At 69.1% G+C, this 25,760-nt stretch carries 24 protein-coding genes; 6 read left to right on the top strand and 18 right to left on the bottom strand.

Annotated features, from left to right (window positions below):
* Positions 1 to 48 precede the first annotated feature (48 nt).
* From ACTJLD_RS19005 to ACTJLD_RS18965, 9 genes are all read right to left on the bottom strand, one after another.
* Entirely contained in the window at positions 49 to 1,002 is a 954-nt protein-coding gene (locus ACTJLD_RS19005) for an oxygenase MpaB family protein (RefSeq protein WP_124818210.1), read from the bottom strand.
* A 24-nt stretch (positions 1,003 to 1,026) separates the two neighbouring features.
* Entirely contained in the window at positions 1,027 to 2,097 is a 1,071-nt protein-coding gene (gene ruvB / locus ACTJLD_RS19000) for a Holliday junction branch migration DNA helicase RuvB (protein WP_021162489.1), read from the bottom strand.
* A 108-nt stretch (positions 2,098 to 2,205) separates the two neighbouring features.
* Positions 2,206 to 2,787 (bottom strand): Holliday junction branch migration protein RuvA, encoded by a 582-nt coding sequence (gene ruvA, locus ACTJLD_RS18995; RefSeq protein ID WP_021162490.1) that lies wholly within the window; start codon positions 2,785 to 2,787, stop codon positions 2,206 to 2,208.
* Between the two features lie 164 nt (positions 2,788 to 2,951).
* Positions 2,952 to 3,494, bottom strand: a complete 543-nt coding sequence (gene ruvC, locus ACTJLD_RS18990) for a crossover junction endodeoxyribonuclease RuvC (RefSeq protein WP_027788361.1) — start codon at positions 3,492 to 3,494, stop codon at positions 2,952 to 2,954.
* A gap of 154 nt (positions 3,495 to 3,648) precedes the next feature.
* Complete coding sequence (purH, locus tag ACTJLD_RS18985; RefSeq protein ID WP_440659428.1) at positions 3,649 to 5,214, bottom strand: bifunctional phosphoribosylaminoimidazolecarboxamide formyltransferase/IMP cyclohydrolase; 1,566 nt, start codon at positions 5,212 to 5,214, stop codon at positions 3,649 to 3,651.
* Between the two features lie 44 nt (positions 5,215 to 5,258).
* On the bottom strand, positions 5,259 to 5,492 hold the full coding sequence (locus tag ACTJLD_RS18980; protein ID WP_006476892.1) for a Fis family transcriptional regulator: 234 nt from the start codon (positions 5,490 to 5,492) through the stop codon (positions 5,259 to 5,261).
* Positions 5,489 to 6,556: a tRNA dihydrouridine synthase DusB gene (gene dusB, locus ACTJLD_RS18975; RefSeq protein ID WP_042977079.1), complete on the bottom strand. Its 1,068-nt coding sequence runs from the start codon at positions 6,554 to 6,556 to the stop codon at positions 5,489 to 5,491. The genes ACTJLD_RS18980 and dusB overlap by 4 nt, the downstream gene beginning before the upstream one ends.
* A gap of 124 nt (positions 6,557 to 6,680) precedes the next feature.
* Positions 6,681 to 7,868 (bottom strand): UbiH/UbiF/VisC/COQ6 family ubiquinone biosynthesis hydroxylase, encoded by a 1,188-nt coding sequence (locus ACTJLD_RS18970; protein ID WP_027788359.1) that lies wholly within the window; start codon positions 7,866 to 7,868, stop codon positions 6,681 to 6,683.
* Between the two features lie 40 nt (positions 7,869 to 7,908).
* Positions 7,909 to 9,294: an aminopeptidase P N-terminal domain-containing protein gene (locus ACTJLD_RS18965; RefSeq protein ID WP_060174148.1), complete on the bottom strand. Its 1,386-nt coding sequence runs from the start codon at positions 9,292 to 9,294 to the stop codon at positions 7,909 to 7,911.
* 187 nt (positions 9,295 to 9,481) lie between these two features.
* Here ACTJLD_RS18965 and ACTJLD_RS18960 point away from each other — a divergent pair, with 187 nt between their 5' ends.
* On the top strand, positions 9,482 to 10,093 hold the full coding sequence (locus ACTJLD_RS18960; protein WP_027788357.1) for a glutathione S-transferase family protein: 612 nt from the start codon (positions 9,482 to 9,484) through the stop codon (positions 10,091 to 10,093).
* A 111-nt stretch (positions 10,094 to 10,204) separates the two neighbouring features.
* On the opposite strand, the gene ACTJLD_RS18955 is transcribed toward ACTJLD_RS18960, so the two are convergent.
* Positions 10,205 to 11,824, bottom strand: a complete 1,620-nt coding sequence (locus ACTJLD_RS18955; RefSeq protein ID WP_060193650.1) for an FMN-binding glutamate synthase family protein — start codon at positions 11,822 to 11,824, stop codon at positions 10,205 to 10,207.
* A 197-nt stretch (positions 11,825 to 12,021) separates the two neighbouring features.
* Complete coding sequence (locus ACTJLD_RS18950) at positions 12,022 to 12,786, bottom strand: NAD(P)H-dependent oxidoreductase (RefSeq protein WP_440659427.1); 765 nt, start codon at positions 12,784 to 12,786, stop codon at positions 12,022 to 12,024.
* A gap of 74 nt (positions 12,787 to 12,860) precedes the next feature.
* Between ACTJLD_RS18950 and ACTJLD_RS18945 the strand changes: the two genes are divergently transcribed.
* Positions 12,861 to 13,235, top strand: a complete 375-nt coding sequence (locus ACTJLD_RS18945; RefSeq protein WP_027788355.1) for a winged helix-turn-helix transcriptional regulator — start codon at positions 12,861 to 12,863, stop codon at positions 13,233 to 13,235.
* A gap of 53 nt (positions 13,236 to 13,288) precedes the next feature.
* Here the strand turns inward: ACTJLD_RS18945 and mnmA are convergent, their stop codons facing one another.
* Together mnmA and ACTJLD_RS18935 are read right to left on the bottom strand one after the other, a co-directional pair.
* Positions 13,289 to 14,437 carry a tRNA 2-thiouridine(34) synthase MnmA gene (gene mnmA / locus ACTJLD_RS18940; protein WP_059487115.1) on the bottom strand — a complete coding sequence of 383 codons (1,149 nt, stop codon included), beginning with the start codon at positions 14,435 to 14,437 and terminating at the stop codon, positions 13,289 to 13,291.
* Positions 14,434 to 14,943 carry an NUDIX hydrolase gene (locus tag ACTJLD_RS18935; RefSeq protein WP_060174152.1) on the bottom strand — a complete coding sequence of 170 codons (510 nt, stop codon included), beginning with the start codon at positions 14,941 to 14,943 and terminating at the stop codon, positions 14,434 to 14,436. Before ACTJLD_RS18935 ends, mnmA begins: the two co-directional genes overlap by 4 nt.
* Positions 14,944 to 15,219: 276 nt before the next feature.
* Between ACTJLD_RS18935 and ACTJLD_RS18930 the strand changes: the two genes are divergently transcribed.
* Genes ACTJLD_RS18930 through ACTJLD_RS18920 form a run of 3 tightly spaced genes read left to right on the top strand, consistent with a single transcriptional unit; the run spans position 15,220 to position 18,148 of the window.
* Positions 15,220 to 16,359, top strand: coding sequence for a Re/Si-specific NAD(P)(+) transhydrogenase subunit alpha (locus ACTJLD_RS18930; RefSeq protein WP_321941126.1), 1,140 nt, complete (start codon positions 15,220 to 15,222; stop codon positions 16,357 to 16,359).
* Between the two features lie 11 nt (positions 16,360 to 16,370).
* Positions 16,371 to 16,697, top strand: a complete 327-nt coding sequence (locus ACTJLD_RS18925; protein ID WP_027788352.1) for an NAD(P) transhydrogenase subunit alpha — start codon at positions 16,371 to 16,373, stop codon at positions 16,695 to 16,697.
* Entirely contained in the window at positions 16,694 to 18,148 is a 1,455-nt protein-coding gene (locus ACTJLD_RS18920; RefSeq protein WP_060207123.1) for an NAD(P)(+) transhydrogenase (Re/Si-specific) subunit beta, read from the top strand. Before ACTJLD_RS18925 ends, ACTJLD_RS18920 begins: the two co-directional genes overlap by 4 nt.
* A gap of 89 nt (positions 18,149 to 18,237) precedes the next feature.
* Here ACTJLD_RS18920 and ACTJLD_RS18915 read toward each other — a convergent pair whose 3' ends face one another.
* Positions 18,238 to 19,158, bottom strand: a complete 921-nt coding sequence (locus ACTJLD_RS18915) for a LysR family transcriptional regulator (RefSeq protein WP_060193640.1) — start codon at positions 19,156 to 19,158, stop codon at positions 18,238 to 18,240.
* 80 nt (positions 19,159 to 19,238) lie between these two features.
* Between ACTJLD_RS18915 and ACTJLD_RS18910 the strand changes: the two genes are divergently transcribed.
* Positions 19,239 to 20,162 carry a carbon-nitrogen hydrolase family protein gene (locus ACTJLD_RS18910; RefSeq protein WP_059693802.1) on the top strand — a complete coding sequence of 308 codons (924 nt, stop codon included), beginning with the start codon at positions 19,239 to 19,241 and terminating at the stop codon, positions 20,160 to 20,162.
* Between the two features lie 76 nt (positions 20,163 to 20,238).
* On the opposite strand, the gene ACTJLD_RS18905 is transcribed toward ACTJLD_RS18910, so the two are convergent.
* From ACTJLD_RS18905 to ACTJLD_RS18890, 4 genes are all read right to left on the bottom strand, one after another.
* Positions 20,239 to 20,925, bottom strand: coding sequence for a helix-turn-helix transcriptional regulator (locus ACTJLD_RS18905; RefSeq protein WP_027788348.1), 687 nt, complete (start codon positions 20,923 to 20,925; stop codon positions 20,239 to 20,241).
* Positions 20,926 to 20,998: 73 nt separating this feature from the next.
* Entirely contained in the window at positions 20,999 to 21,415 is a 417-nt protein-coding gene (locus ACTJLD_RS18900) for a VOC family protein (protein ID WP_027788347.1), read from the bottom strand.
* A 459-nt stretch (positions 21,416 to 21,874) separates the two neighbouring features.
* Positions 21,875 to 23,176: a THUMP domain-containing class I SAM-dependent RNA methyltransferase gene (locus tag ACTJLD_RS18895; RefSeq protein WP_021164196.1), complete on the bottom strand. Its 1,302-nt coding sequence runs from the start codon at positions 23,174 to 23,176 to the stop codon at positions 21,875 to 21,877.
* Positions 23,177 to 23,340: 164 nt separating this feature from the next.
* On the bottom strand, positions 23,341 to 25,455 hold the full coding sequence (locus tag ACTJLD_RS18890; RefSeq protein WP_059693801.1) for a site-specific recombinase: 2,115 nt from the start codon (positions 25,453 to 25,455) through the stop codon (positions 23,341 to 23,343).
* Positions 25,456 to 25,760: the final 305 nt, after the last annotated feature.

Below are 25,760 nucleotides of genomic sequence, written 5' to 3'. Positions count from 1 at the left end.
GTCACAGGTATTTGACAGCAAATTGAAATGACGGGAAGAAGCGGATCGTCAGGTGGACGAGGTGCCGTCGGGCGGTGCTGCCGTCGCGCGGCGGCGCGCACGCTTTGACGCGCCGTTCACGAGCGCCCAGCGCAGCACGGGCGCGACGACCCGTATGCCGGGCCGGACCACCGCGCGCCGCAGCGGCGCGAACGTCGACACGCCGAGCATGCGCTGCGCCCACGGCGGCAGCAGGTCGATTCCGGCATGCATCACCAGTGACGCGGCCGGCCGCAGCACCGGCTTCGCGACCGGCACGTTCAGCAGGATGGACATCACGTCGAACGTACGCGGCCCGGCCTCGAGTTCGGGCTGCATGCGTGCGAGATACGCGGCCACCTCGGCACGCGAACGGGGAACCTCGTGTGCGCCGAGCAGTTCGGCGACCAGTGCCGTCTCGGCGTAGTAGCGATCCTGCAATTCACCCGGCAGGGCCGGATTCACGTAGCGCAGATGTGCGGCGAGGAAACTCGATACTTCCGCGACGTGCACCCAGGTCAGCAACGCAGGATCGTCGGCGCGATACGGCCGGCCGTCCGGTGCGGTGCCCGATATGTGCGCGTGGATCGATTTCACGCGCTCGATCAGTGCGAGGGCGTCCGCGCGACTGCCGAAGGTCGTACCGGTGATGAACGTGGCGGTGCGCCGCAAGCGACCCAGGATGTCGGTGCGAAACGACGAGTGATCCCAGACGCCCGCGAGGGCGAGCGGATGGAGCGCCTGCAGCAGCAGTGCGGCGATGCCGCCCGTCATCATCGACGTGAAGTCGGCATGTACGCGCCAGCAGACGGCGTCGGGGCCGAACAGCCCCGGGTCTCCGGGCGGAGAGGAGAGGTCGAGCGACGGGCCGCCGCCGCCCGCCGTCAGGTGCGTGACGCCGGCCACGAGCCGCTTGCGGATCGGCTCGGCCCAGCGCGGGCCCGGTGCAGGTGCGGCGGGGTGGCGGCTGGGCGGCGTCGTCATGGCGGGTGCGGCTCGGGCGACGGGTTACTTCCCGTCGGGGGTATCCCACTCGCCGCGTTCGGTGCGGCCGGCGTCGGGCACGGAAAGCCCGAAGTGGCGATACGTGAGCAGCGTCGCGACGCGCCCGCGCGGCGTGCGCTGCAGGAAGCCCTGCTGGATCAGGTAGGGCTCGAGTACGTCCTCGATCGTGTCGCGCTCTTCGCCGATCGCCGCCGCGAGGTTGTCGATACCGACCGGGCCGCCGTCGAACTTGTACAGGATCGCCTCGAGCAGCTTGCGGTCCATCAGGTCGAAGCCGACCGGATCGACGTCGAGCATCGCGAGCGCGGCATCGGCGACGGCCGCGGTGATCTGGCCGTCGGCCTTCACTTCCGCGAAGTCGCGCACGCGGCGCAGCAGCCGGTTCGCAATCCGCGGCGTGCCGCGCGAGCGCTTCGCGATTTCCAGCGCGCCGTTCGGATCGATCTGCGCGTTCAGCAGCGATGCCGAGCGCCGCACGATGCGCGACAGTTGATCGGCGTCGTAGAACTCGAGGCGCGCGACGATCCCGAAACGGTCGCGCAGCGGGTTGGTCAGCATCCCGGCGCGGGTGGTGGCGCCGACCAGCGTGAACGGCTGCAGGTCGAGCTTCACGCTGCGCGCGGCCGGGCCTTCGCCGATCATGATGTCGATCTGGTAATCCTCGAGTGCCGGATACAGGATTTCCTCGACGACCGGCGACAGCCGGTGGATTTCGTCGATGAACAGCACGTCGTTCGCCTCGAGGTTCGTCAGCAGCGCGGCGAGATCGCCCGCGCGCTCGAGCACGGGGCCGGACGTCTGGCGCAGGTTCACGCCCATTTCCCGCGCGATGATGTGCGCGAGCGTCGTCTTGCCGAGGCCCGGCGGCCCGAACAGCAGCACGTGGTCGAGCGGCTCGGAGCGGCGCTTGGCGGCTTCGATGAAGATCTCGAGCTGGCCGCGCACCTTTTCCTGGCCGACGTAGTCGTCGAGCTGGCGCGGCCGCAGCGCACGTTCGAACACCTCCTCGTGCGACGAGGCGGGCGTGGCGGCGATGATCCGCTGCTCGGTGGCGAGTTTGTCGGTTTCAATCATGCGGCCATTGTACCGCGCGCCGCACTCCCGCCCACCTGGCCGAACGGCCGACTGGCGCGCGATGCCGCGCCGCGCGACACTGGTTTCGACGGCCGGATTGAACGCGCGTTACGCCTTCGACAACGCCTTCAGTGCGAGCTTGATGCCTTCGGATACACCGGTGCCGGCCGGCACGTTCTTGATCGCGGCCAGGCCTTCCTTTTCGGAATAGCCGAGCGCAAGCAGCGCGTTGAGGATGTCGGTTGCGTGGTCGGACGGCGACGCGGCGCCGGCGAGCGCGCCGAGATCGGCGCCGAGCTTGCCCTTCAGTTCGAGCAGCAGGCGTTCGGCCGTCTTCTTGCCGATGCCGGGCAGGCGCGTGAGGCGTGCGGCGTCCTGCATCGTCACGGCCTGCGCGAGTTCCTGCACGCTCATGCCGGACAGCACGGCGAGCGCCATGCGCGCGCCGATGCCGGTGATCTTCAGCAGTTCGCGGAAGGTCGTGCGCTCTTGAGGCGTCAGGAAGCCGTACAGCAGGTGCGCGTCCTCGCGGACGATCTGCTGCGTGAGCAGCACGACGCGCTCGCCCGTTTGCGGCAGGTTGTAGAAGGTGCTCATCGGCACGTCGATTTCGTAGCCGACGCCGTTGCAGTCGACGAGCAGGTGAGGCGGGTTCTTTTCGAGCAGGATGCCGGCGATGCGACCGATCATGGAGGGCGGGATGCGAGGAATAAAGCGCGAGTGTAGCGCACGTGCGGCGCAATGCCGACGGGATCGGCCGTCAGGCCGGGGCAACGGGTGTCGTGGGTGTGCCGCGTCCGGTCGAAACGGTCGACACGGTCGATCCGGCAGACCGCACGCCGGCACGCGCGAGGTCAGCCGACCAGCCGCCCGCGCCGTACGCGCAGCCCTTTCTTCGCGAGCGCCGGCGCGAGGCCGCCGAGCGTGTTGAGCGTGTCGCCGCCGTGCGCGTGGCAGATCGCCATGCCGAGCGCGTCGGCCGCGTCGGAGCCCGGCTGTCCGGAGAGATTGAGCAGCCGCGTGACCATCTCCTGCATCTGCGTCTTGGTCGCGCGGCCGTAGCCGACCACGGCCTGCTTGAGCTGCAGCGCCGTGTATTCGGCGACGGGCAGGCCGCCCGCGACGAGGCCGCAGATCGCGGCGCCGCGCGCCTGGCCGAGCAGCAGCGTCGACTGCGGGTTCACGTTGACGAACACCTTTTCGATCGCGGCCTGATCGGGTGCGTGCTCGCGCACGATGGTCGAGACGCCCTGGAAGATCGTGCCGAGCCGGGTGGCCAGGTCGGCGGTCGGCGTACGGATCACGCCGCTCGCGACATAGGCGAGCCGGTGGCCGCTGACGTCGATGATGCCGAAACCGGTGACGCGCAGGCCGGGGTCGATGCCGAGAATTCGCATGAGTGAGGAGAATGGCGTGATGCAGCGATACTACAACGAATGGTGTGCGGCGCCGGCCGCACGGTTGCGTGCGCCGGCGCAACACAATAAAAAACCCGGCGGGTGCAATGCCGCCGGGTTGTCGTGCAGCGGCCGCGCGGGCCGCATGCCGCGATCAGTGACGGAAGTGACGCACGCCCGTCAGGATCATCGCGATGCCGTGCTCGTCGGCTGCGGCGATCACTTCGTCGTCGCGCATCGAGCCGCCCGGCTGGATCACGCAGGTCGCGCCGGCCGCCACGACGACGTCGAGGCCGTCACGGAACGGGAAGAACGCATCCGACGCGACGGCCGAACCGGCCAGCGTCAGGCCCGCGTTCTGCGCCTTGATGCTTGCGATGCGCGCGGAATCGACGCGGCTCATCTGGCCGGCGCCGACGCCGAGCGTCATGCCGTTGCCGCAGAACACGATCGCGTTCGACTTCACGTACTTCGCGACGCGCCATGCGAACAGCAGGTCGTCCATTTCCTTCGCGGTCGGCTGGCGCTTCGTGACGACGCGCAGCTCGCTCGGCTGCACGTTCTTCGAATCGAGCGACTGCACGAGCAGGCCGCCGCCCACGCGCTTCAGGTCGAATGCGTTGTGGCCGTCGCCCAGCGCGATCTCGAGCAGGCGCACGTTCTGCTTCGCGGCGAACACCTGCTTCGCGGCGTCGGAGAACGACGGGGCGATCAGCACTTCGACGAACTGCTTCGCGACGGCCTGGGCAGCCGCTTCGTCGACTTCGCGGTTGAACGCGATGATGCCGCCGAAGGCCGACGTCGGATCCGTCTGGAACGCCTTCGCGTACGCGTCGGCCGAATCGTTGCCAACTGCAACGCCGCACGGGTTCGCATGCTTGATGATCACGCAGGCCGGTGCGTCGAACGTCTTCACGCATTCCCACGCCGCGTCGGAATCCGCGATGTTGTTGTACGACAGTTCCTTGCCTTGCAGCTGGCGGTAGTTCGCCAGCGCGCCGGCCGGCGTCGCGAGGTCGCGGTAGAACGCCGCGCTCTGGTGCGGGTTCTCGCCGTAGCGCAGGTCCTGCACCTTGTCGAACGCCAGGTTCAGCGTGGCCGGGTACGTGCTGCGCGAAGCGTGCTTCAGCTCGTCGGTCAGGCTCGTCAGGTAGTTCGTGATCGCGCCGTCATATTGCGCGGTGTGCGCGAACACCTTCGTCGCGAGGCGGAAGTTGGTCGCGTAGCCCACCGCATTGCCGTTCGCCTTCATTTCATCGAGCACGACCGCGTAGTCGGCCGGATCGACGACGACCGTCACGTCGCGGTGGTTCTTCGCGGCCGAGCGCAGCATCGTCGGGCCGCCGATGTCGATGTTCTCGATCGCGTCGGCGAGCGTGCAGTCGTCCTTCGCGATCGTCGCGACGAACGGATACAGGTTCACGACGAGCAGGTCGATCGTCGGGATGTCGTGCCGTTCCAGCGCCTGCATGTGCTCGGGCAGGTCGCGGCGGGCGAGGATGCCGCCGTGCACCTTCGGGTGGAGCGTCTTCACGCGCCCATCGAGCATCTCCGGGAAGCCCGTGTAATCGGCCACTTCGGTCACGGGCAGGCCGGCGTCGGCGAGGAGTTTCGCGGTGCCGCCCGTCGACAGCAGCTTGACGCCGAGGTCGGACAGCGACTTCGCGAAGTCGACAATGCCGGTCTTGTCGGAAACGGAAATGAGCGCTTGCTTGATCATGATGGAACCACCAATAGCCAGGGAAACGGGGACGGGACGGCTGCCTACAGCAGGCCGTGCTGCTGCAGCTTCTTGCGCAGCGTATTGCGATTGATGCCGAGGTACTCCGCGGCGAGCGACTGGTTGCCGCCTGCCTGTACGAGCACGACCTCGAGCATCGGCTTTTCGACGCAGGACATCACCATTTCATAGACGTCGTGCGGATTGGAGCCGTCTAGATCCCGGAAATACACGTCCAGGCTCTCGCGGACACATTGTTCGATGTTGTGCTTGCTCATGCTGCTAACTGGTTATGGTCGTCCGACTCGCCCTGGCCGTTTTCCTCTTCGTCGTCGACATAGACGAGGTGGTCCGACAGCGCCTTTTGCGCCTCGAAGAATGCATTGACGGCGGCGAGCTGCTCGCGGGTGGAATCGAGCGTGTTCATCCTGTGCCGGAACCCGTTGGCACCGGAAAGGCCGCGAGTGTACCAGCCGATGTGCTTGCGCGCAGTACGGACTCCCGTGAATTCACCATAGAAGGCGTAGTGGTCTTCCAGGTGTTCGTTCATCACGTGCTGGATCTCGTCGATCCGCGGCGGGGGCAGCAGCTCGCCGGTTTGCAGGAAATGATCGATTTCGCGGAACAACCATGGCCGACCTTGCGCGGCGCGACCGATCATCAGGGCATCGGCGCCGGTCGCGTCGAGCACGGCCTTCGCCTTCGCGGGCGACGTGATGTCACCGTTCGCGACCACCGGAATCCGCACCGCCGCCTTCACGGCCGCGATGGTGTCGTATTCGGCGTCGCCGCGGTACAGGTCGGCGCGCGTGCGGCCGTGCACGGTGAGCATCGAAATGCCGGCGGCTTCGGCCAGGCGCGCGACCGTGATCGCGTTCTTGTGCTCGCGATCCCAACCCGTGCGGATCTTCAGCGTGACGGGCACCGCATCGGGCCCCGTGCCGACCGCCGCGACGACCGCCTCGACGATGCGCTGCACGAGCGGCTCGTTCTGCAGCAGTGCGGAGCCGGCCGCGACGTTGCAGACCTTTTTCGCCGGGCAGCCCATGTTGATGTCGATGATCTGCGCGCCGTTGTCGACGTTGTAGCGGGCCGCTTCGGCCATCATCGCCGGATCGGCGCCCGCGATCTGGACCGCGATCGGCTCCACCTCGCCTTCGTGGTTCGCGCGCCGCATCGTCTTCGCGCTTTTCCACAGCTGCGCGTTGGACGCGACCATCTCGGACACGGCGTAACCGGCCCCCATCCGCTTGCAGAGCTGGCGGAACGGACGATCCGTCACGCCGGCCATCGGGGCGACGAACAGGTTGTTACGCAATACGTGAGAGCCGATAACGGGCATCGCAATGGCACCGCCCGCGGCGGGCGCGGGCATGAAAAGGGCAGACGGAAACGCGCATTTTACCGTATTCCCATGCCCCGCCGATTTGACCCGGTTTGAGTGGCGCGACTGTGCGCGCCGCGCGTCAGTTGCGCTGGCCGAACATCATCTGGCGCGCGATCACCTTCTTGAGCGGCGGCACGAACTCGAGTGCGGTGAGCGCGGCACCGCGCAGCAGCGGGAGCGGGCCCGAGTCGATCGTGAACAGGCGTGCCAGCGTGTCGGTCGCGCCGATCGTGAAGCGCCGGTCGAGTGCGCGGCGCGCGTTGAAGGTGGCGAGCGCGGTCGCTTCGAAGCCTTGCGTGGACAGCGTGTCGACGAGCGTATGCGCATCGCGCAGCCCGAGGTTGAGCCCCTGGCCCGCGACGGGGTGCAGGGTTTGCGCGGCATTGCCGACGATCGCGACGCGGCCGTTGACGAGCGTCTGCGCGGCGTTCAGGCCGAGCGGGAAAGACGCGCGGCCCGCGATCGCGACGAAGTCGCCCATGCGCTCGCCGAACGCGCTGCCGAGTTCGCGCAGGAACGCGTCGTCGGGCAGCGCGGCGCGGCGCGCCGCTTCGTCGGGCGTGCAGCACCACACGAGCGAATACTCGGCCTGGCGCGGGCCGCCAAGCGGCAGCAGTGCGAGCGGGCCTTCGTGCGTGAAGCGTTCCCACGCGACGTTCGGGCGCGGCGCCGATACCGTGACCGTGCCGACGATCGCGGTCTGGCCGTAGTCGCGGCGATGCTTGCCGGTATCGGCCCGCTGTTCGTGGAACAGCCCGCCTTCGGCATTGATGACGATGCGTGCGCGCAGCGTGCGCTCGCCTTGCGGGCCATCGAGCGTCAGCGTGACGCCGTCGGCATCCTGCTGCGGCTCGCGCGCGGTGGTCGACGTGAGCCAGTCGACGCGGGTGCCGCGCACGGCGCCCGCGAGCGCCTGCACGAGCGAGCCGAAGCGTACGACATAACCGAGTGCGGCGAGGTCGTGTTCGTCGCGGTCGATCAGCGTGCGGCCGAAATGGCCGCGCTGCGATACGTGGATGTGTTCGATCGGCGTCGCGTCGGCGGGCCACGCGAGCGTGTCGAGCAGCACGCGGCTGCCGTGCGACACGGCGATCGCGCGCGGATCGTTTGCGCTCGCGGCCGGTTCACGCGCATCGATCAGCGCGATCGATGCGTGCTGCGTGGCGCTGCGGCGCGCGAGCCAGCCGGCGAGCGCGAGCCCGACGGGGCCCGCGCCGACGATGGCGAGGTCGTAGTCCGGCGTGGCCGGGGAGGAGGCGGTCGTCATCTTGATTCGTGAAACGGAGGTAACGGTCGGCGGCAGCCGGTCATGCGAGTGCGCGCATCAGCGCTTCGATCTCGTCCGCCGCGACGGGCACGCCGCGCGTGATCAGCTCGCAGCCGTGCTCGCGCACGATCGCGTCGTCCTCGATGCGGATGCCGATGTTCCAGTACTCGGGCGGCACGTCGTCGGCGGCGCGCACATACAGGCCGGGTTCGACCGTCAGCGTCATGCCGGCCTTCAGCGTGCGCCATGGCAGCGCGCCGTTGCCGTCGCGCTCGGCGAGCCGCTCGCGGTAGTCGCCGCAATCGTGCACGTCCATGCCGATCCAGTGGCCGGTGCGGTGCATGTAGAAGCGCGTGTACGCACGCTCGGCGATCACGTCGTCGACGTTCGAGAAGCGCGTTTTCGGGATGATGCCGGTGTCGAGCAGCCCCTGCGCGAGCACGCGCACGGCGGCGTCGTGCGGTGCTTCGAACGGCACGCCGGCGCGCGTCGCGTCGATCGCGGCCTGCTGGGCGGCGAGCACGATGTCGTACAGCGTGCGTTGCGCGGGCGAGAAGCGCCCGTTGGCCGGGAACGTGCGCGTGATGTCCGACGCGTAGCCGTCGAGTTCGCACGCGGCGTCGATCAGGATCAGGTCGCCGTCCTTCGCGGTTGCGTTGCCGGCCGGGTAGTGCAGCACGCACGCGTTCGCGCCGGCCGCGACGATCGAGCCGTACGCGGGCGACTGCGCGCCGTGCTTGCGGAACACATACAGCAGCTCGGCCTCGAGTTCGTATTCGCGGATGCCGGGGCGGCACGCCTGCATCGCGCGGCGGTGCGCGAGCGCGGAGATGTGCGCGGCGCGCATCATGATCGCGAGCTCGTGCTCGTCCTTCACGAGCCGCATGTCGTCGAGGAGCGGCGTGAGGTCGAGCATCGCGTCCGGTGCGGCGACGCCCGTGCGCGCCAGCGCGCGCACCGCGTCGATCCAGCCCGCGAGCCGGCGGTCGAAGTCGGCCGATGCGCCGAACCGGTAGTGCACGGTGCCGGAGTCGGCGAGCAGGCGCGGCATCTCCGTATCGATCACGTCGACCGCGAACGCCGCGTCGAAGCCGAACGCATCGCGCGCGGCTTCGGGCCCGTAGTGGAAGCCTTCCCAGATCTCGCGGTCGGCATTCTTGCCGCGGCAGAACAGGATCGACTCCGGCGCGCCGTGCGGCGCGGCCGCGTTCAGCACGAGCACGGCATCCGGCTCGGTGAAGCCCGTCAGGTAATGGAAGTAGCTGTCGTACCGGTACGGGTAGGCCGTATCGCGGTTGCGCAGCAGTTCCGGCGCGGTGGGGACGATGGCGACGCCGCCGCCGGCGGCACGCAGTGCGGCAAGCACGCGTTCACGGCGCTGGCGGTAGACGTCGACGGCGATGGCGGTATCGAGGGGCGCGTTCATTCGTGCGATTGTAGCGCCGCGTGACGCCGCGCGTGAGAGAGGGGGCGGGAAGCCGCGCCGGGCGGCCCGCGTGACGGTTGTTGCAAACCATCCACAGGCCGGTCGGGCGATTTTCTGTCGCGCGACGCCGGCCGGTTATGATCGGCGACAACGTATACTCTCGGCGGTTCCCTTAAAAAGGCAGATGATGAAATTAATCGGTTCGCTCAGCAGCCCGTACGTCCGCAAGGCGCGGATCGTGCTGGCTGAAAAGAAGATCGACTACAAGCTGGAGCTCGAGAACGTGTGGGCGCCGGAGACGGATATTCATGCTTCGAATCCGCTCGGCAAGGTCCCGTGCCTTGTGATGGAGGATGGTGCCGCGGTGTTCGATTCCCGCGTGATCTGCGAATACGTCGACACGCTGTCGCCGGTCGGCAAGCTGATTCCGCCGTCGGGGCGCGAGCGCGTCGAAGTGCGCTGCTGGGAAGCGCTGGGCGACGGCGTGCTCGACGCGGCCGTGGCGATTCGTCTCGAATACACGCAGCGGGACGAAGCGCAGCGCAGCGCGAGCTGGATCGCGCGCCAGCAGCGCAAGATCGACGACGCGCTCGTCGCGATGTCGCAAGGGCTCGGCGGCAAGACGTGGTGCGTCGGTAATCATTACACGCTCGCCGACATCGCACTCGGCTGCGCGCTCGGCTATCTCGACTTCCGGATGCCCGAGCTCAACTGGCGCGACCGCCACCCGAACCTCGACAAGCACTTCGTGAAGCTGCTGCAGCGCCAGTCGTTCGCCGACACGCTGCCGCAGAACTGAGCCGCACGCGACGCGTACACGCATTCACGCATTCGGCAGACAAAAGAAAAGCGCCCCGCGGGGCGCTTTTCTTTTTGCCGGGCCGCCCCGCGGCGGGGGCGCTCGCATGCATCATTCGATCGACGCGTAGACGGCCTCGCCGAGCGTGAACGAATCGCTGCGCGAAATCGGCCACCACTTGTCGTACAGCGTAAAGCCGCAGGTGTTGCCGTCGAGCAGCGCGCCGGGCTTCAGGTACTTCAGCAGCTGCGACATCAGCCGGACCTCGTGCGGCGCGATGCGCTGCACGATGTGATGCGCGCGCAGCTCCGACGGATGCGCGAGGCCGGCCGCCTGCACGAGCTCCTGCAGCGCGTGCAGCGTGTTGCGGTGGAAGTTGTACACGCGGTCGGCCTTGTCGGGCACGACGAGCGCGCGCTGGCGCACCGGGTCCTGCGTCGCGACGCCGGTCGGGCAGCGGCCCGTGTGGCAGGTCTGCGCCTGGATGCAGCCGACCGCGAACATGAAGCCGCGCGCCGAGTTCACCCAGTCCGCGCCGATCGCGAGCGTGCGGGCGACGTCGAACGCGGTGATGATCTTGCCGCTCGCGCCGATCTTCACGCGGTCGCGCACGCCGATCCCGACGAGCGTGTTGTGCACGAGCAGCAGCCCTTCCTGCAGCGGCACGCCGACGTGGTCGGTGAATTCGAGCGGCGCCGCGCCCGTGCCGCCTTCCGCGCCGTCGACGACGATGAAGTCCGGCACGATGCCGGTCTCGAGCATCGCCTTCGCGATCCCGAAGAATTCCCACGGATGGCCGACGCACAGCTTGAAGCCGGTCGGCTTGCCGCCCGACAGCGTGCGCAGCCGTTCGACGAATTCGAGCAGCCCGCGCGGGGTCGAGAATTCCGAGTGCGTCGCGGGCGAGATGCAGTCCTTGCCCATCGGCACGCCGCGCGTCTCGGCGATCTCCGGCGTGATCTTCGCGGCCGGCAGCACGCCGCCGTGGCCGGGCTTCGCGCCCTGCGACAGCTTGACCTCGATCATCTTGACCTGCGGATCGGCGGCCTGCTTCGCGAACTTGTCGGGGTTGAAGGTGCCGTCGTCGTTGCGGCAGCCGAAGTAGCCCGACGCGATTTCCCAGATGATGTCGCCGCCGTTCTCGCGGTGGTACTTCGACAGCGAGCCTTCGCCCGTGTCGTGCGCGAAACCGCCTTTCTTCGCGCCGAGGTTCAGCGAGCGGATCGCGTTCGCGGACAGCGAGCCGAAGCTCATCGCCGAGATGTTGAAGATCGAAATGTCGTACGGTTGCGCGCGATTCGCGCCGACGCGGACGCGGAAATCATGGTTCGGCAGCTTCGTCGGCGCGAGCGAGTGGCTGATCCATTCGTGCGCGACGGCCTTCACGTTCAGCTCGGTGCCGTACGGGCGGTTGTCGGCGACGTTCTTCGCGCGCTGGTAGACGAGGCTGCGCTGCGCACGCGAGAACGGTTTCTCGTCGGTGTCGTCCTCGACGAAATACTGGCGGATTTCAGGTCGGATGAATTCGAACAGGAAGCGGAAGTGGCCCCAGAGCGGGTAGTTGCGCAGGATCGCGTGGCGGTCCTGCTTCAGGTCGTACAGGCCGAGCGCGACGAGGGCGGCGGGAATCAGGATCCACAGCCACGCGATCGTGTGCCGCGCGGCGAGTGCCGCGACGGCCACGAACAGCAGGACCGCGCACCACATCGCGAGATAGCGTCGGGAAAACATGGGGACTCCGTCGTAATTATCTGGATGGCCATCGCTCGCGAGCGGTCGCGCGGCGGCCGGCAGGTCGGCGCCCTCGGCGTTGCGCCGGGCCGGCGGGCAGGGTGCCCGAGCCGTGCCTGGCCGCCGCCGGCGCCCACGATGGTCGAGAGTCTACTACGGGTCCCGTGAAGCTCGCGTTGCCGAGCCGGCCCGCCGCGTCAGGTGAGCGCGTGACGGATGAACGGGCCGTATGCGGGCGCGTCGGGCTTCAGCCTGACGCCGGCTTCGAAGTCCGTGTCGCGGTTGAACGGCACCCGCGGCCACGTCTGCCAGGCGCGCAGTCGTGCGCGGTAGTCCGCGAGCGCTTGCGCGAGGCGCGCGTCGCGGTGCCGCGCGGCGTCGCCGGCCGGATCGCTGCGAACCTCGTGGATCAGGTGCGGTTCGAGCACGTCGAAGCCGACGTAGCGCAGCGCATGCATGAGCGGCCACAGCAGCAGGCGCGTGTCGCCCTCGCGGCCGTCGGGCGCGCAGGCGGCGGCCGACGATCCGGTCGTCACGCTCAGCAGCGCGCGGCGCCCGTGCAACACGCCGCTGTCATGGCGCCGGCGGCTGCTGTAGAGGCCGCCGTAGACGAACACGCGATCCATCCAGCCCTTCAGGATCGCCGGCGCGCCGAACCACCACAGCGGGAACTGCAGGATCAGCGCGTCGGCCTGCTGCAGCAGCCCGACGTGATGCCCGACCTCCGGCGCGAGCGTGCCGCGCTCCCAGTGGTGGCGCTGCTCGCGTTGCGCATCGAAGCGTGCCGTGTCGAGCCGATCGGCGTAATGGCGCGGCGCCTCGCTCGGGTCGAACCCGTCGGCGTACAGGTCCGCGACGGTCGCGGTATGGCCGGCGGCGCGCCACGTATCGGCCGCCGCATGGGAGAGGGCCGCGTTGAACGACTGCGGTTCGGGATGGGCGACGACGATCAGCGCATGCATGGCGGGCTCCGTGAGTGTGCGACGATGATGGCCGGCGGCAGCGGGGCCGCGCAATCACGCACCCGGAGGTAACCATGGCTTTTCCCGGCGACGTCTATGCGGCGGACTGTTCGGCGCGCGACGCGCTCGCGCTGATCGCCGGCAAGTGGACGCTGCTGATCCTGCCGGCGCTGGCCGAGCGGCCGCTGCGCAACGGCGAGCTGCTGCGGCGCATCGGCGGCATCTCGCAGAAGGTGCTCACGCAGACGCTGCGCGAGCTGGAGCGCAACGGGCTGATCGAACGGATCGCGATCGCCGCGCGGCGATCGCATGTCGAATACCGGCTGACGCCGGTGGCGGAATCGCTGGTGGACACGCTCGTGGCGCTCGATCGCTGGGCCGAGCGCCATTTCCCGGTGCTCGACGCGGCGCGCGAGCGCTACGACGCGGCCGTGCAGCACATGCGCTGAACAGGCGGGCGGGGCCGCGGGCGCGGCCGCTTTCGGCCGGCGCCTGCGGCGCGTCAGCGTGCGGCCGCGAGTGCCGGCGCGTCGAGCGCCTGCCGGTCGCTGGTTGCCGCGCTTTCGATGATGCCGCCGCCGAGACAGATCTCGCCGTCGTACAGCACGGCCGACTGGCCGGGCGTGACGGCCCACTGCGCATCGTCGAACGCGAGCGAGAAGCGTGCTTCGCCTGCCGGGCCGGGCACGGCGGCGCCGAAGGCGCATGCCGCGTCGGCCTGCCGGTAGCGCGTCTTCGCGCCGCACGCGAAGCCCTCGGCCGGCGGCTCGCCGGCGACCCAGCTCACGTTGCCGGCAACGAGCTCGCGCGACAGCAGCCACGGATGATCGTGGCCCTGCACGACGTACAGCGTGTTCGACGCGATGTCCTTCGCGGCGACGAACCACGGTTCGCCGCTGCCGCTCTTGCTGCCGCCCAGGCCGATGCCCTTGCGCTGGCCGAACGTGTAGAACGCGAGGCCGATGTGCTCGCCGACGACCTTGCCGTCCGGCGTCTTCATCGGGCCGGGTTTGGTCGGCAGATAGCGGTTCAGGAAATCGCGGAACGGCCGTTCGCCGATGAAGCAGATGCCGGTCGAATCCTTCTTCTTCGCGTTCGGCAGCCCGATCTGCGCGGCGATCTCGCGCACCTTCGTCTTCGGGATCTCGCCGAGCGGGAACATCGTCTTCGACAGTTGCGCCTGGTTCAGCCGGTGCAGGAAGTACGACTGGTCTTTCGTATGGTCGAAGGCCTTCAGCAGCTCGAAACGCCCGTCGCGCTCGCGCACGCGCGCATAGTGGCCCGTCGCGATCATTTCCGCGTCGAGCGACATCGCGTGATCGAGGAACGCCTTGAACTTGATTTCGGCGTTGCACAGCACGTCGGGGTTCGGCGTGCGGCCGGCCGAGTATTCGCGCAGGAACTCGGCGAACACGCGATCCTTGTATTCCGCCGCGAAGTTGACGGCTTCCACGTCGATGCCGATCAGGTCGGCCACCGACACGACGTCGATCCAGTCCTGGCGCGTCGAGCAGTATTCGCCGTCGTCGTCGTCTTCCCAGTTCTTCATGAACAGGCCGACCACGTCGTAACCCTGTTCCTTCAGCAGCCACGCGGTCACCGACGAATCGACGCCGCCCGACATGCCCACCACTACACGGCGCTTGCTCATTTGTTGACCGCCTGACGTTCGAATGCTTCGGGGCGCGGCGCGACCGAATGCGTATGCACGAAATCGAGCGGAATGCGCCGCCCGGCGAGGTAATCGTCGACGCAGCGCATCACCGCGGGCGAGCGATGGCGCTCGCTGCACGCGCGCAGTTCGTCGGCGGTCATCCACAGCGTGCGGACGATGCCGTCGTCGAGCGCGTGGCCCGCGACCGGCTCGCCGGCCGTGCCGCAGAACGTGAAGCGCAGGTAAGTCGCGCCGGCGGTGCCGGGACGGTCGTAGTGCGCCAGATAGACGCCGACGAGCGCGTCGGGCGTGAACGGGTGCGCGGTTTCCTCGAGCGTCTCTCGGATCACGGCGTCGGCCAGCGTTTCGCCGGCTTCGAGATGGCCTGCCGGCTGGTTGATGCGCAGGCCCGACGAGGTTTCTTCCTCGATCAAGAGAAAGCGGCCGGCATGCTCGACGAGCGCCGCGACCGTCACATGCGGGGTCCAGATTTCGGGTTTCATGGTTCGGCATTTTACCGGTTGCGCCCGAACGCTGCCCGGCGTTCGGTCAGACGAATCCGACCCTCGTAATCGTCCGTCGCGCCGATGCGCGGTCACGTCGGCCAGGCTGACGCGTCGATCTCGCGCGATCGTGCGCAAAGGCGGGTGCGGCCGTCGCTTTCGCCTAAAGTGAAACGTGAGTGCCGTCGCTCGCGAGCCGGTAGTCCGGCTGCCCGGCTCGTTGCGCGGTGGAAATCGCCGGAAACGACCTGCCGGCGATGACTGGAGGGACTGACGATGCATATTGGCGTGCCTGCCGAAACGCGGGCGAACGAGGCGCGGGTGGCCGCGACGCCGGAAACCGTGAAGAAATACGCGGCGGCCGGGCATCGGGTCAGTATCGCGAGAGGGGCCGGCCTCGCGGCCAGTTATCCCGACGCAGCCTATGCGGCCGCCGGTGCCGAACTGACCGGCCAGTCGGCCGCGTTCGACGTCGACATCGTGCTGAAGGTCCAGGCCCCCACCGACGCCGAGCTGCCGTTGCTCAAGCGCGGCGCCGTGCTGGTCGGCATGCTCGATCCGTTCAACGGCGAGCAGGCGGCGAAGCTCGCCGCGGCCGGCGTGACGGGCTTCGCGCTCGAAGCCGCGCCGCGCACGACGCGCGCGCAGGGGCTCGACGTGCTGTCGTCGCAGGCGAACATCGCGGGCTACAAGGCCGTGCTGGTCGCCGCGGCGCTGTATCCGCGCTTCTTTCCGATGCTGATGACGGCCGCGGGCACGGTGAAGGCCGCGCGCGTGCTGATCCTCGGCGCGGGCGTCGCGGGCCTGCAGGCGATCGCGACCGCGAAGCGCCTCGGCGCGGTGATCGAGGCGTCCGACGTGCGGCCGGCCGTGAAGGAGCAGATCGAGTCGCTCGGCGCGAAATTCCTCGACGTCCCGTTCGAAACCGACGAGGAGCGCGATGCTGCGCAGGGCGTGGGCGGCTACGCGCGCCCGATGCCGCCGTCGTGGCTCGGCCGCCAGGCCGCGCTCGTGCACGAGCGCGCGAAGCAGGCCGACATCGTGATCACCACCGCGCTGATTCCCGGGCGCCCGGCGCCGACCTTGATCTCGGTCGAAACCGTGCAGTCGATGAAGCCGGGCTCGGTGCTCGTCGATCTCGCGGCCGGCCGCGGCCCGGAATTCGACGGCCGCAAGAGCGGCAACTGCCCGCTGACGGTCGCCGACCAGGTGATCGCGCACCACGGCGTGACGATCGCCGGCTACACGAATCTCGCGTCGATGGTCGCCTCGGACGCATCGGCGCTGTATGCGCGCAACCTGCTCGACTTCATGAAGCTGATCGTCACGAAGGAGGGCACGCTGAACATCGACCTGACCGACGACATCGTCGCCGCGACGCTCCTGTGCCGCGACGGCGAAGTCGCGCGCCGATAACGGAGGAGACCATGGAAGTCGTCAATCACACGGTGATCGACGTGATCATCTTCGTGCTGGCGGTGTACGTCGGCTACCACGTGGTGTGGAACGTAACGCCGGCGCTGCATACGCCGCTGATGGCCGTGACCAACGCGATCTCGGCGATCGTGATCGTCGGCGCGATGCTCGCGGCCGCGCTCACCGTCGGCGCGACCGGCAAGGTGTTCGGCACGCTCGCGGTCGCGCTCGCGGCGGTCAACGTGTTCGGCGGCTTCCTCGTGACGAGGCGCATGCTCGAGATGTTCCGCAAGAAGGCGCCCCGGCAGCCCGGGCGCGGCAAGGAGGGCGCGCGATGAGCATGAACGTCGTCACGCTGCTGTACCTCGTCGCATCGGTGTGTTTCATCCAGGCGCTGAAAGGCCTGTCGAACCCGACGAGCGCGCGGCGCGGCAACCTGTTCGGGATGGCCGGGATGGCTGTCGCGATCCTCACGACGATCGCGCTGATCGCCAGGCAGGCGGCCTGGCTCGGCGCGAACCTGCCGCTCGGCCTCGCGCTGGTGCTCGGCGCGCTGATCGTCGGCGGCGGCGTGGGGGCGTTCGTCGCCGCGCGCGTCGAGATGACGAAGATGCCGGAGCTCGTCGCGGCGATGCACTCGCTGATCGGTCTCGCGGCCGTGTGCATCGCGTACGCGGTGGTGTCGGAGCCGGAAGCGTTCGGGCTCGTGCCGCAGGACGCCGTCGCGCCGGACTTCATTCCGTACGGCAATCGCGTCGAGCTGTTCATCGGCACGTTCGTCGGTGCGATCACGTTCTCCGGGTCGGTGATCGCGTTCGGCAAGCTGTCGGGCAAGTACACGTTCCGGCTGTTCCAGGGCGCGCCGGTCGTGTATGCGGGCCAGCACCTGCTCAACCTGATGCTCGCGCTCGGGATGCTCGGCTTCGGCATCCTGTTCTTCATCACGCAGTCGTGGCTGCCGTTCATCATCATGACGGCGATCGCGTTCGCGCTCGGCGTGCTGATCATCATCCCGATCGGCGGCGCGGACATGCCGGTGGTCGTGTCGATGCTGAACTCGTACTCCGGCTGGGCGGCGGCCGGCATCGGCTTCTCGCTGAACAACGCGATGCTGATCATCGCGGGGTCGCTGGTCGGCTCGTCGGGCGCGATCCTGTCGTACATCATGTGCCGCGCGATGAACCGCTCGTTCTTCAACGTGATCCTCGGCGGCTTCGGCGGCGAGGCGGCGGCCGGCGGTGCCGCGGGCGCGAAGGAGCAGCGGCCGGTGAAATCGGGTTCGGCCGACGATGCGGCATTCATGCTCGGCAACGCGGAAACGGTCGTGATCGTGCCGGGCTACGGGTTGGCCGTCGCCCGTGCGCAGCACGCGCTGAAGGAACTGACCGACAAGCTGGTCGAGAAGGGCATCGACGTGAAGTACGCGATCCATCCGGTCGCGGGGCGGATGCCGGGCCACATGAACGTGCTGCTCGCGGAAGCGGAAGTGCCGTACGAGATCGTGTTCGAGATGGACGACATCAACGGCGAATTCGGCCAGGTCGACGTCGTGCTCGTGCTCGGCGCGAACGACGTGGTGAACCCGGCCGCGAAGAACGACCCGGCATCGCCGATCGCGGGGATGCCGATCATCGAGGCGTACAAGGCGCGCACGGTGATCGTCAACAAGCGTTCGATGGCGGCCGGCTACGCGGGCCTCGACAACGACCTGTTCTACATGGACAAGACGATGATGGTGTTCGGCGATGCGAAGAAGGTCATCGAGGACATGGTGAAGGCGGTCGACTGATGCATGCGCCGGTAACGCAGGCGGCCTGCCCCGATTCACGGGCAGCCTCGAAGGACAGGCCCGACCGGCGCAAGCCGGCCGGGTCGTTTTCATGGTGCGACGAGGTTCGCGATGCACGCGGCGATCGTGTCGCGTACGCGCACGATCGCCGGGTCGCGCTGCGTGCTCGAGCGCCAGCCGATTTCGACCGGGTAATGCGGCAAGTCGACCGGGCAGGCGAGCGCGCGCAACGGTGTGGATCGCGCGATCGCGCGCGCCGCGTGCGAGGGAATCGTCGCCACCGCGTCGGAGCCGGCGAGCAGGTACGGCAACGCGGCGAAATGCGTGGTCGACGCCGCGACGCGCCGCTTGTGGCCGAGCGTGGCCAGCGCCTCGTCGACGATCCCGATCACGCCGCCCGACGACACGAGCAGGTGGTCGCGCTGCAGGAAATCGGCGAGCGTGAGCGTGCGCGGCGGACGTGGGCGGGCGGCCGGGTCGATCAGGCACGCATAACCGCCCGTCGCGACCGCGCGCCGGCTGAGCCCGTTCGCCGAGAAGCCGCCCGATGCGATCGCGAGGTCGACGCCGTGGCGCAGCAGCGCGTCGCCGGCGATGCCGCTGTGCGTCTGCCGGAAGATCAGCCGGATGCCGGCGGCTTCCCGTGCAACGGCGTCGATCAGCGCGCGGCCGAGCGCGATCTCGAAGTCGTCCGACAGCCCGATCGAGATCGTGCGGCCGATGCGGTCGCCGCCGTCGGCCGCGATCGCGAGGCTTTCGCGGCAACGGTCGAGCGCGTCGGACAGGATCGGTTTCAGTTCGTCCGCGCGCGGCGTCGGCGCGAGCCCGCGGCCGGTGCGCACGAACAGCGGATCGGCATAGATCACGCGCAGCCGCGCGAGCGCCGCGCTCACCGCCGACTGCGTGAGGCCGAGCCGCAGCGCCGCCCGGCTCGCGCCGCCTTCCTCGTACAGCGCCTCGAACACTTTCAGCAGGTTCAGGTCGAGACTGGCGATATCATCCGTATTCATGACACTTATCGTTCTATCGATTTGATCGATGACATCATATCGATAAAGATGGCGTTACCCCATTCACCGGAGACGCCTTCATGTCCACTTCAGTCATCGCCGCGCTGCAGATCGGCGCATCGCCCGACGGCACGCGCGCCACGCTCGACACGATCCTCGGCTACGAAACCGCGATCCGCGACAGCGGCGCGTCGCTCGTCGTGCTGCCCGAGGCCGTGCTCGGCGGCTATCCGAAAGGCGAGATCTTCGGCACGCGGCTCGGCTACCGGCTGCCCGAGGGCCGCGACGCGTATGCGCGCTACGCCGCGCAGGCGATCGACGTGCCGGGGCCGGAAACCGACGAACTGGCCGCGCTGTCGCAGCGCACGGGCGCGAGCCTCGTGGTCGGCGTGATCGAGCGCGGCGGCAGCACGCTGTATTGCACGGCGCTGTTCTTCGATCCGCGCGACGGGCTCGTCGCGAAGCACCGCAAGCTGATGCCGACCGGCACCGAGCGGCTGATCTGGGGGCAGGGCGACGGCTCGACGCTGCCCGTCGTCGACACGGCCGCGGGCCGCGCGGGCGCCGCGGTCTGCTGGGAGAACCACATGCCGCTGCTGCGCTGCGCGATGTACGCGAAAGGCGTGCAGATCTGGTGCGCGCCGACCGTCGACGAGCGCGACGTGTGGCAGAGCTCGATGCGGCATATCGCGCACGAGGGGCGCTGCTTCGTCGTCAGCGCGTGCCAGGTGCAGCCGTCGCCGCGCGCGCTCGGGATCGACGTGCCGGGCTGGGATCCGGAGCGGCCGCTGATCCGCGGCGGCAGCGTGATCGTCGGGCCGCTCGGCGACCTGCTGACGGAGCCGCTGATCGGCACGGCCGGGCTCGTGACCGCGCGTATCGATACCGACGAACTCGTGCGGGCGCGCTACGACTTCGACGTGGTCGGGCATTACGCGCGGCCCGACGTGTTCTCGCTGCACGTCGACGAGCGGCCGAAGCGCACGGTGGTGTTCGGCGCATAGGGAAAGGCGGGCCGGGCGCCGTGCGGCGGGCGGCCCGGAACAGGAACGGCGGCGGTGCGCCCGCCGCCGTGCCGCGTCAGCGCATCGGCGCTTCCGCGATCCGCATGTAATCGGCGATTCGCCGTCCTTCCATGTCCGGAAACTGCTCGTGCACGACGATGTCGCCCATCCGCGCGATGTCGAAGGTGCGGAAATCGCCGCGCAGCTCGCACCACGCGCCGATCGTCCAGCGCCCGCCCCAGTAGACGAGCCCGAGCGGCCACACGCGGCGTTGCGAATGCGCGCCGAGCCGGTCGCGGTAGTCGAAGCTGACGACGTGGCGCGTATCGATGGCCTGGTGGATCGCATCGACCTTCGCGCAAAACGTCTCGTCGATGTGGAACGACGGCGCGAACACGGGCAGGCGGTCGAGCGCCGTGCGCTTGTCGGCCGGCATCGCCGACGCGATCTTCGCGAGCGCCGAGCGTGCGCCGCTCGCGAAGCGCGCACCGCCCCAGGTTTCGAGCATGCGTGCGCCGGCGGCGAGCGCCGCGAGCTCCTCGGCCGTGAACGTGAGCGGCGGCAGGCTCGCGTTGCGGTTCAGCCGGTAGCCGATGCCGGCTTCACCTTCGATCGGTACCCCTGACAGTTGCAGGTCGCGCACGTCGCGATAGACCGTGCGCGGCGACACCGACAGCCAGTCGGCCAGCTGCTGCGCGGTCGTGAGACGACGCCCGCGCAGCAGCTCGGCGATCTGGAACAGGCGGTCGGCACGGCGCGTCATGACGGCACCTCGGCTCCAACGGCAATGGGGACTTCGCGATGATAGCGCCGCGCGCGCCCGATGGCCGCTGCGCTCAGTGGCATTTCGGCGAGTGCAGGCCGACGCGGTTGCCTTCGGTGTCGATCAGGTAGCCGACGTAGCCGTAGTTGTTCGGCAGCTCGACGACGGAGCCCTGCACGACGCCGCCCGCGCGCTTCGCGCGTTCGAGCGCCGCGACGACCGATTCGCCGGCGTTCAGGTAGACGAGCACGCCGTTCGCGCTCGGCTTGATCTGCTGCGGATCGAACACGATGCTGCCGCCCGTGCTCGATGCGTCGCGGTCGAACGTGGCCATCGGCACGCCGCCGATGACTTCGCGCTGCAGCGTCGTTTGCAGCACGGTTTCGTAGAAGCGGATCGCCCGGTCGAAATCGAGGGACGGAATGTCGAACCACGCGATCGCGCGCTCGGGGGTGGCAGTGGCGGTGGCAGTTGCAGTTGCGGACGTCATGACGAGTTCCTTGTTGCGTTGTTGTTCGGGTTCGGTGCGGAAACCAGCCTTGCATTGCGCCGGGATTGCAGTGTGATCGCGGTCTGCTGACACCGTATTGTCAGTAGAGGTCGGGAACGATCCGCCGCACCGGCTGGTCGTCACGTGGCGCATGCTCGTCGGGGGAGAGTGGGGAATCGCGCGTGACCTGCGTCGTGAAGCCGACCGTCACGCACGACGGGCTGGTGCCGGGCTCGGAGATGGAAGATGGATCGCGGGATTCGCGGCGAGTGGCCGGTCGTGCCGTCGAGCCGCAAGACGCTGCTCGAGACGGGGCAGGCGCTGCCGTTCACGACGGGGCGCCGGGAGAAATCGAAGCATTGAAACGGAACGCCGCCGTTGCCGCGGATGCGGTAACGGCGGCGTTCCGGTTGCCGCGCAGGGGCCGTATCGGCGGCCCCGTCGCGACCATGATGCGGATTACGCGTCGCCTTCCGGCGTGGCCGGGCGTGCCTTCACGCTGCCGGCGATCAGGTCGAAGCGGAACAGCCGGCATTCGAGCGCGCCGTTGAACAGCGGCGTCTTGGCCGATTCGCGCAGCCGCAGCTGGCCCGGCAGCGAACGATCGGACGTCAGCAGGAACGCCTGCCAGCCCGTGAAACGCTGCTTCAGCGCATCGCCGAGCGCGTTGAAGAACTCGCTGTCCGGTGCGTCGGTGTGGGTGCGGCGGAACGCGTCGTCGTTGCCGCGGTTGCGGCCCGTCTCGCGCACCTCGCCGCGCGCGCTGCGGCCGCGCACCTCGATCCGCTCGCCGTACGGCGGGTTCGCGAGGATGATGCCCGGGCCGTCGCACGGCGGCGTCATCCCGCGCGCGTCGACCTGCTTGAGCCACACCGACGGCACGCCCGCGCGCTCGAGGTTCGCACGTGCCTTCTCGAGCATGTCGCCGGAGATGTCGCTGCCGTACACGCCGAGCGCTTCGCCGCGTTTGCCGCGCGCCGCACGCTTCGCGTCCAGCGCCGGGACCTTCAGCCCCTGCCATGCGGTGATGTCGTATTGCTTGAGTTTCTCGAAGCCGAACCGGCGCTCGACGCCGGGTGCCACGCCGAGCGCGATCTGCGCGGCTTCCGCGAGGAACGTGCCGCTGCCGCACATCGGGTCGTACAGCGCCGTGCCGGGCGTCCAGCCCGTCAGGCGCAGGATGCCGGCCGCGAGGTTCTCGCGCAGCGGCGCCGCGCCCTTGTCGAGGCGCCAGCCGCGCTTGAACAGCGGCTCGCCCGACGTGTCGAGGTACAGCGTGCACTCGTTGGCCGTCAGGAACGCGAACACGCGCACGTCGGGCGCACCGGTATCGATGCTCGGGCGCGCGCCGGTCTTCTCGCGCATCCGGTCGCAGATCGCGTCCTTCACGCGCAACGTCGCGAATTCGAGGCTCTTCAGCGGCGACTTGATCGCGGTGATGTCGACGCGCAGCGTCTGCGTCGCCGCGAACCAGCGCTCCCACGGCTGCTCGAGCGCGAGCGCGTAGACGTCCTGCTCGTTGCGGTAGGCGCGGTGCGCGATCTTCAGCAGGACCCGGCTCGCGATCCGCGAATGGAGGTTCGCGGCCATGCCGGCGGCCCAGCCGCCGCTGAAGTGGACGCCGCCCGGCACCTGCGCGCCCGCGGTGAACGGCGCGCCGTTCAGGTGGCGGCCGGCGATTTCGGCCAGCTCGGCGGCGAGCGCCGCTTCGAGGCCGCGCGGGCAGGGGGCGAAGAATTCGTACAGGGTGGGCGAGGACATAAGGCGGGTGAGGACGTGCAAAAGTCCACTATTGTACGCGGCGCGGGCGGCCGGGGCCGGCGTTGCGTCGCGTTTCGGTGCCGCGGCGCGGGCCCGGGCGCCGCGCATGCGTGCCGGGGGCGGCCCGGCGGCGCCCGGGCGGGCACCGCCAGGCCGCCGTGGGCTCAGTGCGAGCCCGGCTGGCCGGCGCGGGCGGCCGGGCTGCTGCCCGGCCAGAACAGCGCGAGCGGATTCGACAGCACCGTGCGGACGATCGCGGCGACGAGCGCGCGCACCTTGGTCGGACGCAGGCTGCGCGAGCGCACGGCCATCGTGAACGCGAGCGCGAAGCTCACGAGCACGTTGAGGATCGCCATGCTGAGCACGCCGGCGCCGGCCCACCACAGCTCGGGGGTGCCCAGCGCGTCCTTGCCCAGCACGCCGAGCGCGATCCCGATCGAACCGGCCGACAGCGTCACGTGCCGCACCTCGAACGGGAACATGAACACGGTGACGATCGCCGGGATGAGGCCGAGCATCAGGCCGAGGCCGACGTTCGCGACCACGCCGGCCACGTTCGACCGGCAGAAGTGCGCGAGCTTCGCGGCGCCGGCCGCGCCGAGCGTGAGGCGCAGCCGGCGGTTGTACGTGAGCGCGTCGCCGACCCGGTGCAGCACGAACCAGTTGTCGGCCCAGCCCGCAAGCAGGCTCGACGCCCACAGCAGCACGCCGGTCAGCGCCGCGTAGAGCGGCGTCGGGCCGAGCAGCGAGAACGAGTGCAGCGTCGCGTGCGCCTTCTCCGGCGAGATCAGGTTCGCATGCAGCAGGTTGCTGGCGAACAGCTGCACCAGCAGGCACACGGGCAGCACGACGAGCACGTTGCCCGAAATCGCGGCGGCCTGCGTGCGGATCAGCGCGATCACCGATGCCACGAACGCCTTCACGCCTTCGTCGTGGCCCGTGTCGTCCAGCTCGCGCGCGAGCGTCGGCGCGGTCATCGCAGGTTGCTTGGTCGCGAGCGTGAAGTGCAGGAAGTGCATCAGCATGAAGCTGGCCGCGTAGTTGATGCCCGCGAGCAGCCCTTCGAGCATCGACTGCAGGTGCGCGCCCGTGATCGCGAACTTCACGCACACCGTCACGACGGTGACGAGGCCGCCGCCCGCGGCCATCCGCAGCATCTTCAGGTACTCGGCGCGGCCGCGCGAGATGTAGTGCTCGCCGGTGTCCGCGTTGGTTTCGACGAGCTTGCGCGCGAACAGCGAGAAGTTGCTGCGCACGAGGTGCGACACGCTCTGGCTGTTGTGGTTCGCGTCGACGAGCTCGGCCGTCAGGTGCGCCATCCCGTGCAGGTCGTCGCGCGCCATCCACGCGTTGAGCAGCATCTCGGCGCGCAGGATGCGCATGCGCATCCGCTCGACCTGGAACACGATGTCGACCGACACGCCGTTGCGGTACAGGTGCGAGAACACCTCGTCGACGGCGATCCGGCATTCGTCGAGCAGCACGCGCAGGTAGTTGACCTCGTGCAGCAGCTTGCTCGGGTCGCCGCCGTCCTCGACGGCCGCGTGCGCGGTCTCGACCGCGAGCATCGCGCGCGTGAGGCGGTAGAACGGCTGCGTTTCCAGCGGCTTGCGCGCGTCGTCGTCGGAGAGCCGGCTGCGCACCGTCTGCGACAGGCCGGTCGAGCTGATCTGGCAGGTCAGGTTGTGCAGCGCGGCCAGCAGGTCGCGCGAGAACGAACCCGGCTCGTGGCGCTCTTCGTCGGTGACGTCGAACGAGAACAGGTCGGCGAGGCGCGTGAGGAGATCGTCGGGCAGCGCGTCGATCCATTGCGCGTCTTCCGGCGTCGGGAACATCAGCGTGAAGAGCGCCGACAGCTCGCGGCGGTTCGGCGCCGGCGGGATCAGCGACGAGTCGATCCGCTCGAACAGCGCGCCGAAGAAGCCCGAGTGCACGGGCATGCCGGCGTCGCACAGGAGCGAGATGCCGTCGCACTCGCGCAGGATGCCGCGCAGGATGCGCGCGGCGTGCGCCTTCCATGCGGGGTTGCGATCGAGCACGTGGAACAGGTAGCGCAAGCGCGCGTGGGCCGGGTACGCGCGCGCATCGGCGTCGCGATCGGCCGGCGCGTCCTGCATCGTGCCGGTGCGGCGCAGCCAGTGCGCGAGCTCGATCAGCCATTCGCTGCGCTCGGCGTACGACGCATCGGCGTCGGCGTGCGCGAGCAGCGCATCGAGCTGGTGACCGGCATTGCGCGACGCGCGCCACTTCTTGATCAGGGTCGTCAGGGAACGAAACATAAACGGAATAGCGAAAGCCCTCGGCGGGCGGGTTCGGGATGCCGGCCGGGAAACGGCGCGGCGCCGGGGAGAACGGGTGAGACAGGGCAGGTTGCCGGACGATGCGAGGCGATCCGCGATGCGGCTGCCCCGCTGCGGTGCACGGTGCGGGCGCCGGGCGGCACGGCGGTCGGGCCGAACACGGCCCGGCGCCGCTGGCTGGCGCGCACGACGAGCGGCGCGGGCCTGAAAGTGCGTAGGATCGTCAATCGGGCCGGAAAACGCAAGCCGACCGCGTTGCACGAAGCCGGTTCCGGCCGACTTTG

Origin of the sequence: Burkholderia sp. 22088, assembly GCF_052045915.1 — a bacterium.
GTDB lineage: Bacteria > Pseudomonadota > Gammaproteobacteria > Burkholderiales > Burkholderiaceae > Burkholderia > Burkholderia cepacia.
This window is presented reverse-complemented; position numbering and strand designations above follow the sequence as displayed.